The following is a 14986-nucleotide window of genomic DNA, read 5'->3' on the forward strand; positions in this document are numbered from 1 at the left end:
TCTCCTTGAGATCAGAATACAGGCTGTTCTTCGCCGGCGTCGCTCTCCTCGCGCAGCTCTTCATGCGCCGGTTTGTGCTCATAGAAATTCTCAATCACATTGGGACTTCCGCCCGAGCGACACAGCGCAAAGTACGCGCACGGCCGATGGTAGAAAAAGCAGTATGACGTGTTCTGATAGAACACACTGCGCCGACGACTGTCGAGGAACTGCTGAGTGAGTTCCCAAAGGTCTGCCTGAAGGGTCTCGAACTGGTCGCGAGAGACGTAGAGCATCTCACGGTGGAACATCCCCGACTCGGCATACTTCGCTATGAGCCGAGCTTGAAAATCGGCATCGGTCTCCGGTATCTTGCGCGTCGCTGTAGTTTTGCCGGTCTTGGACTTTGCAAGCAGTTCTGTTCTACGAGCTTCGAATTCGGCTTCGGTCTCACCCTTGCCCTGCTGCAGACGCGCCTTCACCAGAACGTTGTAGATGATCCCGGCGATTTTGATGCCGAATACCTGCTCGACGTAGTGAGCGTAGAGCGTCACCTGAAAATCGGTCCACAGCTTCTCCAAATAATCGCCGTCGAGTTGAGACGCGGTCTTGTGCTCAAGGAGGTAGAACCTGCCGTCGATACAGACGATGCCATCGACTTTGCCGGCGAGCACGAAACTGCGAGATGGTGCGCTGGTCGCGGGGTTTGTGATCTTCCCGTCGAAAGTCTTCTCAAGAAAGACCACATCGAAGTCTTCGACCGGATATGTTGACGCATACCCATTCATCATGGCTGTGGCCAAATGCCAGTCGGCTTTCTGGCCGTCATCGCTGTGCCTGTTCGGAAATGATTTATCGATGTGATCCAGCACTTCGACAAGGTCGCGTCTGCGGTGCCATTTCTCTAGGCACTCGTGAGCGAGCGAGCCAAACGACAGGTTATGATCGCGCTGGATCGGCACAAGCTCTTTGATGTATCGCCATTCGCAAGCCTTACGGCAGTTGCGAAACAGGTTCCACATCGAGTATGTCGTCACAACCAGCTCGCTCACAGCACGGCTCCTATGGCGCAGAGCAGTTTGCGGTTGCCGGGATGCTCTTCGACCCGCTCGATTTTGAATGAAGACTCACCGTAGCCTTTAGTGACGAATGTAGAGAGTATCTTCGCGATATCGCAGCCCACCGGAGTCTCGGCGTCGATTACACAGGTTCGGGCTTTTTTGTCCAGGCAGAAATATGCATCCTGCTTCATTGCGGCGCGTCCATGCAGAGCTTCCGCAGCAAGTGCTGCTATCATAAGCGAATCCTCAAGATCATCCACGGGGATGTGCTTTGAGAAGCTGTAGTTGTAAACCAGACGATTCATTTTTGCCTCCATTTGCTGGGTTGGGAAGTTGGTACTTGGCGCGCCGGGGACCGGATCTGACCTCCACAAGAATTCCGGCCCCACACTTAGTTATTTACTACCGCAATCCACGAAGTGTCGGGATTGTTTCAGAGATAGTCCTTCAGGCCAGCCTCATCAAAGATGCCTCTGAGCTTGTGGATCGCGTCGTAGACCTGCTGGCGGGACGCGCCTGTTGCGGCAGATATCTGTGTCACTGTCTGCGTCTTCAGGCGCTCGCAAATATCCTGGAGCGCTGACGGCAGGGACTCGACGACTCTTGCGATATCCAGCCGCATTTCGAGCATCTCCAGTACCGGACGAGAAAGCAGACCTGCCGCCAGCAGGTAGTCCTCTCGATCTATCGCCTCCATCCGCTGCATGACACCGCCGCCATCATCTTCGGGAATCTCCTCATTAAGAGAAAACTCGAAAGTGGCGATACTCTCGACGCGCTTGTTCCTGCGGATCATCGTCCGAGCCTTGTTCTCCACGACGCAGGCAATGAACGTCTTCACAGTGCCTCGCTCGGAATTATGTTCCTGCAAATGCTCGAACAGGTGCAGCGCGATCTCCTGTTCCAGATCATCGCGGTCGGATGTATCGAACCCACATTTCTTGATGAGCTGCCTGACTTTGAGCTTGATGGTAGTAATTGCATAGTCGTCGTAATCTACATAGTTTGGTGTATCACCCATTTTTGTTCTCCTCGATCCCGCGAGGAAGCCGCTGTGGGTGACGCATGAAGTCCACCGCTTACAACAAAGGCGGAGGCATTGCGATGTCGCGTCAAAGCGACACCCACAACGACCTCCGCCTGGCGGTCAGTCATCTTGTCTGGTGTTTTGTAATACCGATATTTGAGTTGTGATCTCCCTCTGACCGTGTCAGTCGGGAGTGAGTGTGGTTCCGGCTGATTCAAAGCCCAACCGGAATCCTCCTATGCCAGCAAAGAGTTCAATAAATGTAAATTCTCTGCCTGTTGTCTCCATAATCCGCTCCGCAAGCCATCTGGCAACCAGTGTGTTCACTGCATTACCGAGCAGGATTCTGCGGCGCGAGCGAGATAGTCCAGAAGTCCAGCCTCTGGGGAATCCCTGCAGGGATTCGCATTCTGACGGATCGAGCATTCGTAAGCCCCGTCCCGGTTCGTAACAGTAAGTGTCTTCCGCAGCCACCCGGTTGGGGTGCGCAGTAAGACACGCTGCAATGGGCGTTTCCTCTTCCACGCGCGACGCAGCAAACCCGTAACCATCTGCGGCGTTAGATACAAATCGCTCGAATCGGGCGTATAGCTCATGAGGGCATCCGATACAGAACTGCCGCCTGCGACTCTGACCTGTGAAATCACGAGCGTCGAGTGCGACAACAGCGATTCCGTATCCGAGCAACTCCAACCCGGCAGCGAAGTTGACAATGTCTGGTGCACAAACATTCTCGCGGACCACCCACGGTGGGCGAAGTCTCCCGACCACGGCAAGGAAGTATCCGGACAGGTCGGGATGCTTACTTGGCCGATCCCCCCTGGCCAGGGAACGTGCAGGGCAGGGATCTCCTCCGCAAACAACGTCGATTGTCCCGAAGTCCTCTTGCTCAAGCTCGCCAAGCACATCTCGGATGTCTCCCTGGTGCAAGGTTCCGTCGCTCCAGTGCCTGCGGTATATTCCGCATGCAAATTTGTCGATCTCGTTTGCCCATACGCATCGGTTCATACATCAAAGCCGCACTACATCAACGATGTGTATTCGAAACGGCAACCCGTCGTGAATTTCCACCAATTGCACGACGCCGTCGCCAAGCCTGCGAAACTGCCGAAGCATCTCCACTACCTGCGGCTTGTCCAGATTGTCGCAGTCGGCAAGTATTGGCTTTCTGCTGCTCTCACCGCTGAGCTTCACATCTCGCAGCACTTTCACGGGAAGCCCCATGACTGGCTCGCCATCCGAGATGACGAGGTCTTCTACTTTGCCGTAGTGTATTTCCTGCATCAATTGAAGCAGCCGTTTTTGAGCTTCTGTGATTTGCAACTGGTTTTGAGACAATGCACCTGTGCCTCCCAAATGACACTGCAACGGCTCGATATCTGTATGGTATCTCAGTATGAGGTAAAGGCGGACGAAATCAGGACGTAACTCGGACGTAATTTGGACGCATTGAATAAGCCCAATCAAATAGAGGTGACCTGGCGTTGGAGGAGAAGACTGAGGTGAATGCTAGACATTGAGGCGATAAATGTCTGCTTTGACCCGTTTGATGAGGACTTTGCGGCTGTCATTGTATCGGAAAAGGTAACTCATCCTTTCCGGTGGATACTTCATTTGTGAGGCTATAGAACCAAATGTCATCTCGGGATGCCCCCTTTCGGCCGCTTCATGAAGTATGCGCACGGCGTCGGCCTGGTTTTCGTTGAGCGGTTCCAGCTTTTGCCCGCAAAACCAGATAATTCGGTAGTTTTCTCCGTGATCGAATAAACTTTTGGGTATTCTGCAACTTGACTGAGCTTCATTCGATTCATGTCTATCTGTCGCTTGCATGCAGAACGATTCCAAGGTCTGCACGCACACATCATCAGCCACGAACACACCGGATTCATCCACCATGAAGATATCCGAAAGCGCCAGAAATACAGCATGCCTGTTGTCGAGTAGCTCTCTTGAGTCCGGCTTGCAGAGACTATGGGTGGGAGCCATAAGTATGAACGGCTCTCGATACTTCGCCAATAGATAGAGCACTACATTTCGGAAGTCATTCGGTACGGTTTGAATAGTCAAAAACACAGGCAGCCGAAATCCCCTACATTGAGTATAGAAACCGATTTGAGTCGTCCAGCGCATATGCGGAATGTCTGCTATCTGGATATCAAGCGCAAGAGGCTTTGCCAGAGCTTTGTAAAGCGCAGGATGGTCCAGTTCATAGACGATAATTTCAGCCTTTGTTATTCGAGTCTTCTCGCACATCTGAGGATTACATGTGCAGACTGCCACGATGTTATCATCGCTGTGAACTATGATCCTGTGATAACACCCGCACGGATATGAGTGCGTGCAGGGATAATACGCAGCAAGTTCTTGTGTCGGCCTGAGAAACGCCTTAGCCGCATTATACTCATCGCCCGCAAGCTGTCTCCACTGAAGCTCCACTGCTGCAGGCCCGGTAAGTTTCTCGCATGCAGTCCAAAATCCCTGTCGGTCCATCATACGTATCTCCCTGCCTCAATTCATGCGATCCCACAAGATAAACAGAGATCATTGATGCCGAATCCGGAAAAAGCATCAAACCCGAAAAGTATGTGGCAGATAAGCAACAGCGGAAGTATTTGATTTCCAAGCATAAAACCTCGCAGCCGTAGCCAGAGATCAACCATGATGCGATCATCTTCCTGCTGAAAGTGAATCATGTTCGATGGCCGAAGCGAGACAACTCTTGGAGTTCTCGATCCGGCGAACTTTATGCGGAACCATGCTTCGCTTAACCTTACCCTGGGTGATATAACAACATCGTTTGTATTAATTGCAGCGAAGACATCTTCAGCCTCAACAGTCTCTATACTTCTGAGCGGGCCATCTATACAACACTCCACCCGATATAATTTGACATACTCCATTCCTGGCACGTCCGAACAGACAAGGGCACGTTGTCCATCAGTTCTCAGAGGATCGAGAGTATATTTCGCGGTGCCTGGAAAGTGATTATCGTCTCCAAAGAGATAACGACCAAAGAGCTTTCTGTAGATCTCCCTCTCACTGCGCGTTCCGGCACCAATCTGTAACTCGTCTGTTGCAGGTTGATAGACAAGTATGTCATACCTTTCCGGCCGGTAGCAAATACATGATGATTCCCCGCGTTCGATGCATCCCTCTCGTCTATAATGATCTCCATGCCAGACTACAAACCAGATGCCATCGTCACGATGATAGACATACACTCGGCAAGTTCTGCCTTGCTGCATGTGCTCAAACCAGTAGTTGAGATCTTGTTCCAGTTCCATCATAATGGCTGGAGATGGTTCCGTGAACGTCACATCTTCGGACCTGTTGCCCTGGAAATAGACAAATGTGAATGATCTTACTGCAAACTGCTCGGCATGTATTCTTTCCAGAACACGATGGTCACGCAGCCAGATGAGGACGGCGATATCGGCTGGAGAAAGGTCAGGGTCGTCAAGAGGAATTCCGAGCCCTGCAGCCTCTTCCAGGAGGCTATCCATTGCTCCTGCTGCAGATACCTCGTGAATGCAGTGCAGAGAGTTGACTAATTCGACTGGCATGTCTGAGTCGAATGTCATGAGGAGACGCATAAGTGTTGCATGATCCGGTGTTGTCATAGTTACATCAATCATCGACAAGTCAAGTCCTCTCGACAAGAGGAACTTCCTATAGGGTGAGAGGACTTGGACCAGGCGTTTCGGAGAAATGCTCTTGAGATCGCTTACGTGTGGAAAACACCTTGCAGTCTGAACTCCCATATGCGCCCTTCCTTGTTGAGCAAATTATGCACTACAGGTTTCCGCCGCCCGTAAATAGCCGAAAGGCAAGCATGACACTGTTAATTATTCCATAGGATCGTGTGACATATAAAATACATATGGGACGAATATATATTTTTACATTCTGCAATAGCATCGTAAACCATATTCTACATCCCCGACACTTTATGGATCACAGTAGTAAATAACTAAGTAGGGGGGCTTTCTTATAACCCTCTCAAAACCTACTGCGAGGTAGAACCATGAAAACACAAATTTCCTCCGAGCGGCTCGCTGTGTCTGGACGAGTTTCTGAGGCAGCCAGCATACTGGCCAACGGAGTCCTGCGCGCCAGACGCCGACACAAAGAAGAAGCAAACACAATCTCAGGAAATAGACTTGACTCTTCTCCAAATTCGAGCATTAATTCAACTAATCCGAGCGCGAGAGGTGAGCAGCAATGAGCGAGTCACGCGAAGGGCTAAATCCTGAATTTGCGGCAAAACTTACGCTCTTTGAAAAGAAGCTGGCCACAAACGGCATCAAGGTAATTCTTACAGCGGGTTATCGCTCTATAGCCGAACAGAACAGGCTTTATGCGCAGGGCAGAACCAAGCCCGGCAAGAAAGTGACAAACGCCCGCGGTGGGAACAGTTGGCACAACTATGGGCTGGCCGCTGATTATGCATTCGTTATAAATGGCAAAGTGACCTGGGATGGTCCATGGGACTTGTTCGGTCGTACAGCTCGATCTTGCGGGCTTGAGTGGGGTGGTAATTTCAAGAGCATAATCGACCGGCCACATTTACAGTGGACTCAAGGCAAGACGCTCGCGCAGATGCGCAACGCCAGCACCGTGAAGAAAAAGTAAGGTACTACTTCGGTGTCATCTTCCGCTTGTTTTCCAACCTTTCGCTCGGATGTTATGGTGAGGTAAGGATCATGAGTGTAATCAAACAAATAACAGATCTGCAGAATCTTTCCCACAGTGAACTTGTATCTCTCTGGCGCACACTCTGTGGCAATGAACCTCCAGCAGCCAACCGGAGGTTCATTATTAAGCGGCTTGCTTACAGGATACAGGAGATAGCATATGGCGGTCTCTCGGAGGAATCACATCACAAAATGGATGCGGTTCTTAAGTGCCATGGCTATGATGAGTTGGGTATGCCCAAGGCATCATCCAGCCGAGCTCAGAGTAGGAAAGACCTGCCGGTAATAGGAAGCAAGTTGGTTCGTGAATGGAATGGCAGACATTATGAAGTTACAACGCTCCGCGACGGTTTCGAATATGAGGGCCGACGATATCGCTCGCTGTCGGCTGTCGCAAAGGCGATAACCGGCACACACTGGAATGGGCGTGCGTTCTTTGGCCTTGCGGGGAGAAATTCTAGATGATAAATGAAAGTGGCATCTGTAATGAGCGTAAGCAAGGCATGCGTTGCGCAATCTACACACGCAAGAGTACCGAAAAGGGTCTCGAACAGGAATTTAATTCGCTTGATGCTCAGCGGGAGGCTTGTGAAGCATACATCGCAAGCCAGCGTCATGAAGGCTGGATTGCCCTAACAGAGCATTATGATGATCCAGGTTTTTCTGGAGGTAACATTGAACGGCCGGGGCTAAAGAAGCTTATGCGAGATATCGAGCGCGGCAAAATCGATTGTGTCGTTTTTTACAAACTCGACAGATTATCACGGTCGCTACTGGACTTCGTAAAACTTGCAGAGTTTTTCGATCAGCACAAAGTGACTTTTGTATCTATCACACAGCAGTTTTCAAGCACAACAGCTATGGGGCGTCTCATCCTCAACATTCTCCTGAGCTTTGCCGAATTCGAGAGAGCTATAAGTGCCGAGCGTGTTCGTGACAAGATAGCCGCCGCCAAGCGGAAAGGTAAGTATCTCGGCGGAACTCCTGCATATGGTTATGATGTAGACTACAAGAAAACGAAGCTGATTGTGAACCAGGAGGAGGCAAAGCTGGTTCGTGAGGTTTTCAAGAGATTCATAGAGACCGGCTCCTGTCTGGAGATAGCCAGAGAGCTGAATTCCAAGGGAATCCCGACCAAGTCTTGGACAACGAAAAATGGATCATTTCATCAGGGCGGGCCTTGGAACACTCAACACCTATACCGTGTTTTGAACAACCGAACTTATCTTGGTGAGACTGTCCATAAGGACAAGTCATATCCCGGCGAACATGAGGCGATTGTTCCAAAGTCACTATGGGAGAAAGTCCAGCAGATATTTTCAAGTGGCACCGCGCGGAAGAAAGGCCAGGAAACCCATGAGGTTAAGTCACTTCTACGAGGCATCATTCGCTGCGGACATTGTGACAAGTCCATGGTCGGCACATACACCAGAAAGAAGAACAAGATCGTCTATCGTTACTACACATGCAGCAGCGTAATAAAGAATGGCTATTCATCGTGCTCAGTCAGATCTGTTCCCGCCGGTGAGATTGAAAAGGCTGTCATTGGTCAGGTTCGGGCGTTGTTACAGTCGCCGGAAGTTATAGCCGAAACATTCCGGGCTGCAAGGGATCTCCAAGAGCAGGAAATTCGTTCTCTTCAGGATGAAAAAACAAATCTGGAAATGCGAATGGTAGAACTTAAAGCGGCAGCAAGCGAACTGGTATCAGGCAATTTCGAGAAAGGCACTACCACCGACAGGTTTTCGGAGCTTAATGACGACATCCAGAAGACACGCCGTATACTTATTGAAACCGACGAACGCCTGTCGGAACTTACTGCAGGATCGCTCACCGAACAAGATGTTGCGGATGCCCTCCGTAAGCTCGATCCAGTGTGGGACGAACTGTTTCCATCCGAGCAACACAGAATTCTGCGGTCACTGGTGGAGCGAGTGACAGTCTATCCCAATGGTTTAGATATTCAGCTTAGGGCAGAAGGTATTCACTCAATAGTAGCCGAGGTAAAAGGATGTGAAGAAAGGATAGGCGTAGTATGAGCATTGGACTTACCAACAATGAGGATGGCGTATGCGTGCATGTTCCAATGACGCTTAAGCGTCGTTCGGGCAGAAAAGAAGTAATCATACCGGATGGGTTGGAGCATTCTATGGAGTCAGGCCCAGACTACCATGAGGCGCTTGTGATAGCTATATCCCGCGCACATCGCTGGAAAAGGCTACTTGACGAGGGTAGGTATGCTTCGATTATCGAGATGGCACAGGCACTTAAGATAAACCGGTATTATATGGCACGTCTGCTTAGGCTTACATTGCTCTCTCCAGATATTGTAGAGGCTATCTTGGAAGGACAGGAACCTGAAGGATTGTCGCTTGAACAATTGCGGAAACCAATGCCCATGTTGTGGAACGAGCAATGGGAATCCTGTAAATTTGGCGAGTTCGACTAGCCTGGTTTTGTGGCCATTAGCTGCCTTGCTATGAAGTTACAATAGTAATATATGTAACAGCAGCCCCATGGTCCACGATAAATATGTTCGTTCTACTAACTCCTAGATTAATGTCAGTAGGCTCCCAGTATACATGCCCAACATCAGACTTTTGTCAAGGCTAACATATATAGCGTGCTCAAGACATTACCTATCTTTTGGTCATGAGGGTGTCTCATTTGGCAGATGTTTCGTAGGTCTTTGCTGTTCTTTTTAATAATGTCGCCGGTCAGACTACAATTTCTCAATTGATGGTTCGCGATAATAAGCCCACTGTAGAACAATAGATAAGTTGCCAGTTACTTCATCAGGTACTTTTTCCGACAGAATACGGTATTTGAAACTGAAAGATTTTGCACCACTAGCCGAATCGAAGACAACGAAGAGCGGGGCTAACCGAACCTGCGTCTTCTGTTTTATTTTTCCGATGTTGAACTTGACTTGGCGGCCGGATGCATCAACCACTGGCCCTCTTACATTTGAGATCGGATGGCTGCCATGTGGAATGAGGCCAGCCCAGTTCGCGAATCCCGTATGATCAGACCTCAACGGTGCCGGTTCGTATTCTTTCCCGCACACAGGACGCTCCGGTGGTTCTGGACGTTCCGTGCGCTTTGGCAGGTCGTCTTCATCCATGACGCTGATCCCATCTGGAAACTCTATGGAGATGTCGGTGTCCTCTGCAGGGCAGGTGCCGTTGTTCTCCACGACTATCTGCAGCTCAACTACCTGTGATTCATAGAATGCAACAGCATTCAAGTGTGCCTCGAGTTCTTCGAGATACTTTTTGAGTAGGCTGTTGTAATCATAGCGAGCACCAAGCGAAATTCCATCTACTACCTTATTCATCCTTTTGAGATGCTCAAAGAGTTCATTTTTGGTAATCACCCGCCTGCTCTTGTTTTCCACCTCTTGGTTCGGTAATTGATCCGGTACATCCAGAGGTTGGTGGACGCTTCGCGCTCGGGCCAACTCGGCGTCCACGTATTCTTGTGGGTTTCGTAAGCGGCTGAGTTCCATTTTGCGTATTTGGCCTGGAAAGTTGAGATCAAGCACAGGAACGCGGTCTTTCAGTTTCTTGTTCTCATCCTCCAGCTGCTTGATTCGCTTCTGGTCTGGATCAGGTTCATCTGGCAGACGATATTCGTTGTCGCTCCACCATATTCCCTGTAATCCCAGGCTCTTAGCAGCGTTTGCCTGTCCCATGTCATTGGTGAGCACAACCACATCAGCGTCATTGCGCTCTTGGTGTAGCTGGACGGCTGACGCCAAAACCCAGTCATCTGGTGCATCCGTGTGCAACTGGTAAGCTGAGAAGTTAATACTTGGATTGAATGACTGGAGTGTTAGGATCACCTTTGGTCCTAGAAGTGCACCATTTATTAGAGTGTTGTGGATGTGCTTAATGACAACGCTGGCACGCTTTGACTCCCACTTAGAGGCGTGACGGTCTTTGTGCGCGTTGAGCTCGCTCATTACCTTTCGCGTGATAATGATCTCAGCCTCTTTGCACTGCAGCTTAGTGCACCAGTCGATCTCATTCGGCAGCTTGTAGTGCAACAGAATGTTGGTATCGATGACCACTACTTTGCGATCCATCATTCGACCTCATAAATGTTCATTACCTTATGCCAAGTTGGAGTATATCACCTATACCGAAATAAAAATCACAAAGTATATCGTCTACTTACTCGAATTGCACTTGACAGACAGGTGGTTGGCGTGATAGACTGCTATCGTTGGGTTAGTTGCGAGACGGTAGCGGTGCTACTTACGCTATAATTAGAAATCTGCTTCCGCCATCTGGCTCAATATGAATACAGCCCCACGTTGGCGCGTGGAGCTGCAAACACTTGCCCGAGCCTGAATAGCAGGGGCCAGAAGGATATATTTCCTATTCACAGATTATCCTTATTTGTGCTTCCTGTCAAGGCTGATTTCTGCTCGGGTTTACGGAGGTGAGGTCCAAATAACTTGAGCGGAGCCTGCCGGTGCTCTCGAAAACCGGCACAATTCTTAGCCTTTAGGAGGCACAAAATGAGTATCAATTTAAACAAGAACATCAATTACACATTGGCCCAACAGGTCATTACTGCCGCAAACAACCATATGGCTACAACTGGTGGCGGTACTTACCAGCAGTGGTATGCTGGTATTACATCTGATTACAAGCAGCGACTCGCAGCTCATGGAGCAGATGCGACCGCATATCCTAAGGTATATGATTGTGTGAATGATGACACTGCCCGCTATGTCGAGAAACACTTCCTTGCAAAAGGTTGCAAGGGTAATACGGGCGGAAGCGACTACCGCGGTCGTTATTTCTATGTTTACAAGATCAATCGTAATACACGCCCGTAAGGAGAAGATAGGTGGGGTAGTGGAATACCGCTACCCTACAATGATACGATGAGAAAAACTGTTTCTGAACTAGCAGATGTCCAGATAGGCTACCAATCTCGTGGGAGTATACATCCTGACCCCAGGGGCACTCACAAAGTAATCCAACTTAAGGATATTGGCAATGATTATAAGCTAGATACGAGTGACTTATATAAAATCATACCTGAACGTGAGCCGGATAGGTATCTTGTAACATGCGGAGACGTTCTATTTTTATCGCGCGGGCGTTATCATGTTTCTGTGGTTATTGATGAGCAATTGTCTGATACCATCGCGGTAGGCACATTTTATATTTTGAGAGTCAAATCCAGTCATGTGCTGCCGGAATATATGGCATGGTATATCAATCAGCCTCAAACACAAGCGGAACTTAAGACAAAAGCGCAGGCAACCAATATTCCGTTAATAACAATAGCTGCGTTTAGGGATCTTGAGATTGATATTCCGCCACTATCCATTCAGCACAGTATAGTGGAGTTGACCAGGCTTGTGTCAAAAGAACAAAGCCTGCTTGCCAAACTTGCTAAAAAGCGAGAGCTATTGACTTCCGTCATCTGTATGATGGCGGCGAAAAGGACTAGAGAGTAATGCAAGACATAATTACTAAAATCGATCAAGAAGAAATAAACGGTATTGTGTGGCGCGCTTGCGATACGTTTCGAGGCGCGGTTGACCCTGAGAGCTATAAGAACTACATCTTAACAATGCTGTTTCTAAAATATATAAGTGATCTCAACAAAGACAAACGCGAGGAGCTTGAGCGAAAATATGATGGTAACAAAGAGCGCATCCGACGCGCGTTGAAACGTGAGCGTTTTGTGATGCCGCCGGAGTGCGATTTCGATTTCCTTTGCGGTAAGCGAGATGAGCCGAACATAGGCGAGCTTATTAACATCGCCTTGGATAGTATTGAAGACGAAAACAAAGGCAAATTGGAGAATGTGTTTCGTGCTATCGATTTCAACAGCGAACCGATACTTGGCGAGACGTTGGATCGAAATAGGCGTCTGAAAAATCTGCTTGAGGATTTTGCGGATAACAGACTTGATTTTAGACCCTCTCACCTTGGCGGAAACGATGTAATCGGCGATGTATATGAGTATTTAATTGATAGGTTTGCATCCGGCGCTGGGAAAAAAGGCGGAGAATTTTATACACCGAAGTGTGTATCTGTCTTGCTCTCCAGGTTGCTTGATCCACAACCTGGAGACAGAATATGCGATCCGGCATGTGGTTCAGGATCATTGCTCATTCGGGTAGCTCAACGTATTGGAAAAGATGATTTCTCATTATATGGTCAGGAGAGCAATGGAAACACATGGGCGCTTTGCAAGATGAACATGTTTTTGCATGGAATGGACAGCGCACGCATCGAATGGGGAGACACACTTAATAACCCTAAGCTCATTGAAGATGATCGGCTGATGAAATTCAATATTGTTGTTGCAAATCCACCATTCTCGCTTGATAAATGGGGAGCTGAAAATGCCGGAGCCGACCGCTTTCGCAGATTTTACCGTGGCATTCCACCTAAAAGTCGAGGAGACTTTGCATTTATAAGTCACATGGTTGAGACTGCGCTGGAGGCCGATGGTAAAGTCGGTGTTATAGTTCCGCATGGAGTTCTGTTCCGTGCAGGTTCTGAAGGCGTTATACGAAAAAAACTGATTGAAGATAACTTTCTGCATGCTGTTATCGGTTTGCCTACTAATCTGTTTTTCGGAACAGGTATACCAACAGCCATTTTGATCTTTGATAAGAGCCGCCCTAATAAGAGCATTTCAGATGTACTTTTCATAGATGCCAGCCGAGATTACGGAGAAAGTAAGAGCCATAATATTCTTCGTGAACAGGATATTGAAAAGATCACATCCGCGTTCGGAGCTTATGAGACAATAGATAAATACACCTACCGCGCAACACTTGAGGAAATCGCCGAGTCGGATTACAATCTCAACATCCCGCGCTATATAGATACCTTCCAAGAAGAAGAGGAAGTCGATATAGCCGCAGTTCAGCGGGAGATCAATATGATCGAAGCGGAGCTTGCTTCTACTAGGGCTGAGATGAACAATTGGCTGAAGGAGTTGGGATATGGCTCTTAACGGTTTATACCCAGCTAGCGTCAAGCCGGGAATACCAAAACTTGGTATTCAGCCGGATGGATGGCGAAAGGTAGTAATTCGAGACATAGTACAGGTTGTTGAAAGACCATGCAATGTATCACAAAACTTGTCATACCAGCTAATCATTGCACGGCGAAATCGAGGCGGCATAGAACCTAGATGTGTGCTCAATGGCAAACAGATAAAGACCAAGACGCAGTTTTATGTTAAGGCTGGAGATTTCCTGATCTCCCGCCGTCAGATAGTCCATGGTGCATGTGGTGTGGTTCCTCCTTATCTTGATGGTGCAATTGTCTCTAACGAGTATGCAGTTCTGGTTCCCCGAGACGGCCTTACCATTGAATATCTCGGGTTTCTTTGCCATACTAACTATTTTCAACAAACATGTTTTCACGCCAGCGTGGGTGTAGCAGTGGAGAAGATGGTTTTTCGCATTGATCAGTGGCTTAGATATAAATTCTACCTACCACCTGTAAAAGAGCAGCATATCATCTCGAAGATACTGTCAGCCGCTGAACTATCCATCGATCAAATAACGAGACTGATCGAAGCAAAAAATATCCTCAAGAAAGGCCTAATGCAGCAGCTTCTTACAGGAAAGAAGAGGTTCCGTGAGTTTGACGGGCAGGATTGGACTGAATATAAGCTTGGCAAAATATTCAAAGAACGCGTAGAAATAGGTCGGGAAGACCTTCCGCTTCTCTCTGTAACTGCAGACAATGGTGTAGTCGATAGGGATGATCTCATCAAGCGGGATACATCAAGCTCAGATAAGAGTAAATACAAACGTGTCGCACCTGGCGATATCGCCTATAACACGATGCGTATGTGGCAAGGACGCTCCGCCCTATCTGACAAAGATGGCATTGTTAGCCCTGCCTACACAGTATGTGTTCCACAGGAAGAAGTTGACGGTCAATTTGCGGAGCATCTTTTTCGAATTCCTGAGATTATATACAAGTTCCGTCGTTATTCGCAAGGGCTTGTTGATGACACACTGAATCTCAAATATCCTGCGTTCGCCGAAATCAAGCTTGCTTTTCCATGTAAACAAGAGCAATGTCGTATCGCTAACGTGCTCAATTCTATTTCAAAGGAAATCAACCTGCTCGAACGACAACAAGAAGCTTTGAAACAACAGAAAAAAGGCCTTATGCAAAAATTACTTACTGGACAAGTGAGGGTGAAAATATAAGATGAGCTGGATG

At 48.5% G+C, this 14986-nt stretch carries 16 protein-coding genes; 8 read left to right on the plus strand and 8 right to left on the minus strand.

Annotation, left to right across the window (positions count from 1 at the left end):
* Window positions 1-11: 11 nt before the first annotated feature.
* The 7 genes from LLG46_03720 to LLG46_03750 form a co-directional block, all read right to left on the minus strand.
* Complete coding sequence (locus LLG46_03720; protein ID MCE5322409.1) at window positions 12-1031, minus strand: PD-(D/E)XK nuclease family protein; 1020 nt, start codon at window positions 1029-1031, stop codon at window positions 12-14.
* Window positions 1028-1345: a hypothetical protein gene (locus LLG46_03725; GenBank protein MCE5322410.1), complete on the minus strand. Its 318-nt coding sequence runs from the start codon at window positions 1343-1345 to the stop codon at window positions 1028-1030. Before LLG46_03725 ends, LLG46_03720 begins: the two co-directional genes overlap by 4 nt.
* A 128-nt stretch (window positions 1346-1473) precedes the next feature.
* A complete protein-coding gene (locus LLG46_03730; GenBank protein MCE5322411.1) occupies window positions 1474-2061 on the minus strand; it encodes a hypothetical protein in 588 nt (195 codons plus the stop codon).
* A gap of 189 nt (window positions 2062-2250) precedes the next feature.
* On the minus strand, window positions 2251-3075 hold the full coding sequence (locus LLG46_03735; protein MCE5322412.1) for a DNA cytosine methyltransferase: 825 nt from the start codon (window positions 3073-3075) through the stop codon (window positions 2251-2253).
* Window positions 3076-3078: 3 nt separating this feature from the next.
* The gene (locus LLG46_03740) at window positions 3079-3405 is read right to left on the minus strand and encodes a hypothetical protein (protein ID MCE5322413.1); all 327 of its coding nucleotides are present in this window, start codon (window positions 3403-3405) and stop codon (window positions 3079-3081) included.
* A 171-nt stretch (window positions 3406-3576) separates the two neighbouring features.
* Window positions 3577-4560 carry a hypothetical protein gene (locus LLG46_03745; protein MCE5322414.1) on the minus strand — a complete coding sequence of 328 codons (984 nt, stop codon included), beginning with the start codon at window positions 4558-4560 and terminating at the stop codon, window positions 3577-3579.
* A 20-nt stretch (window positions 4561-4580) separates the two neighbouring features.
* On the minus strand, window positions 4581-5726 hold the full coding sequence (locus LLG46_03750; protein MCE5322415.1) for a hypothetical protein: 1146 nt from the start codon (window positions 5724-5726) through the stop codon (window positions 4581-4583).
* 562 nt (window positions 5727-6288) lie between these two features.
* Here LLG46_03750 and LLG46_03755 point away from each other — a divergent pair.
* The 4 genes from LLG46_03755 (at window position 6289) to LLG46_03770 (ending at window position 9210) form a co-directional block, all read left to right on the plus strand.
* Window positions 6289-6699: a M15 family metallopeptidase gene (locus tag LLG46_03755; GenBank protein ID MCE5322416.1), complete on the plus strand. Its 411-nt coding sequence runs from the start codon at window positions 6289-6291 to the stop codon at window positions 6697-6699.
* Between the two features lie 71 nt (window positions 6700-6770).
* Window positions 6771-7226 (plus strand): DUF2924 domain-containing protein, encoded by a 456-nt coding sequence (locus LLG46_03760; protein ID MCE5322417.1) that lies wholly within the window; start codon window positions 6771-6773, stop codon window positions 7224-7226.
* Window positions 7223-8800: a recombinase family protein gene (locus tag LLG46_03765; GenBank protein MCE5322418.1), complete on the plus strand. Its 1578-nt coding sequence runs from the start codon at window positions 7223-7225 to the stop codon at window positions 8798-8800. The genes LLG46_03760 and LLG46_03765 overlap by 4 nt, the downstream gene beginning before the upstream one ends.
* Complete coding sequence (locus LLG46_03770; protein ID MCE5322419.1) at window positions 8797-9210, plus strand: hypothetical protein; 414 nt, start codon at window positions 8797-8799, stop codon at window positions 9208-9210. Before LLG46_03765 ends, LLG46_03770 begins: the two co-directional genes overlap by 4 nt.
* A gap of 273 nt (window positions 9211-9483) precedes the next feature.
* Here LLG46_03770 and LLG46_03775 read toward each other — a convergent pair whose 3' ends face one another.
* Window positions 9484-10851 carry a PIN domain-containing protein gene (locus LLG46_03775; protein MCE5322420.1) on the minus strand — a complete coding sequence of 456 codons (1368 nt, stop codon included), beginning with the start codon at window positions 10849-10851 and terminating at the stop codon, window positions 9484-9486.
* 435 nt (window positions 10852-11286) lie between these two features.
* Here LLG46_03775 and LLG46_03780 point away from each other — a divergent pair, with 435 nt between their 5' ends.
* The 4 genes from LLG46_03780 to LLG46_03795 are packed head-to-tail and all read left to right on the plus strand — an operon-like array spanning window position 11287 to window position 14973.
* Window positions 11287-11610: a hypothetical protein gene (locus LLG46_03780; protein MCE5322421.1), complete on the plus strand. Its 324-nt coding sequence runs from the start codon at window positions 11287-11289 to the stop codon at window positions 11608-11610.
* Between the two features lie 48 nt (window positions 11611-11658).
* Entirely contained in the window at window positions 11659-12240 is a 582-nt protein-coding gene (locus LLG46_03785; protein ID MCE5322422.1) for a restriction endonuclease subunit S, read from the plus strand.
* Window positions 12240-13757: a type I restriction-modification system subunit M gene (locus LLG46_03790; GenBank protein ID MCE5322423.1), complete on the plus strand. Its 1518-nt coding sequence runs from the start codon at window positions 12240-12242 to the stop codon at window positions 13755-13757. The genes LLG46_03785 and LLG46_03790 overlap by 1 nt, the downstream gene beginning before the upstream one ends.
* Entirely contained in the window at window positions 13747-14973 is a 1227-nt protein-coding gene (locus LLG46_03795) for a restriction endonuclease subunit S (protein ID MCE5322424.1), read from the plus strand. Before LLG46_03790 ends, LLG46_03795 begins: the two co-directional genes overlap by 11 nt.
* Window positions 14974-14986 lie beyond the last annotated feature (13 nt).

This window comes from bacterium (genome assembly GCA_021371935.1).
GTDB lineage: Bacteria > Armatimonadota > UBA5829 > UBA5829 > UBA5829 > UBA5829.

Excerpts from the sequence above, each read along its gene's own strand:
- LLG46_03775 (MCE5322420.1), bottom strand. The coding sequence starts at position 10,851 with ATGATGGATCGCAAAGTAGTGGTCATCGATACCAACATTCTGTTGCAC.
- LLG46_03770 (MCE5322419.1), top strand. The coding sequence starts at position 8,797 with ATGAGCATTGGACTTACCAACAATGAGGATGGCGTATGCGTGCATGTT.
- LLG46_03790 (MCE5322423.1), top strand. The coding sequence starts at position 12,240 with ATGCAAGACATAATTACTAAAATCGATCAAGAAGAAATAAACGGTATT.
- LLG46_03765 (MCE5322418.1), top strand. The coding sequence starts at position 7,223 with ATGATAAATGAAAGTGGCATCTGTAATGAGCGTAAGCAAGGCATGCGT.
- LLG46_03780 (MCE5322421.1), top strand. The coding sequence starts at position 11,287 with ATGAGTATCAATTTAAACAAGAACATCAATTACACATTGGCCCAACAG.
- LLG46_03755 (MCE5322416.1), top strand. The coding sequence starts at position 6,289 with ATGAGCGAGTCACGCGAAGGGCTAAATCCTGAATTTGCGGCAAAACTT.
- LLG46_03735 (MCE5322412.1), bottom strand. The coding sequence starts at position 3,075 with ATGAACCGATGCGTATGGGCAAACGAGATCGACAAATTTGCATGCGGA.
- LLG46_03730 (MCE5322411.1), bottom strand. The coding sequence starts at position 2,061 with ATGGGTGATACACCAAACTATGTAGATTACGACGACTATGCAATTACT.
- LLG46_03760 (MCE5322417.1), top strand. The coding sequence starts at position 6,771 with ATGAGTGTAATCAAACAAATAACAGATCTGCAGAATCTTTCCCACAGT.
- LLG46_03785 (MCE5322422.1), top strand. The coding sequence starts at position 11,659 with ATGAGAAAAACTGTTTCTGAACTAGCAGATGTCCAGATAGGCTACCAA.
- LLG46_03795 (MCE5322424.1), top strand. The coding sequence starts at position 13,747 with ATGGCTCTTAACGGTTTATACCCAGCTAGCGTCAAGCCGGGAATACCA.
- LLG46_03745 (MCE5322414.1), bottom strand. The coding sequence starts at position 4,560 with ATGATGGACCGACAGGGATTTTGGACTGCATGCGAGAAACTTACCGGG.
- LLG46_03725 (MCE5322410.1), bottom strand. The coding sequence starts at position 1,345 with ATGAATCGTCTGGTTTACAACTACAGCTTCTCAAAGCACATCCCCGTG.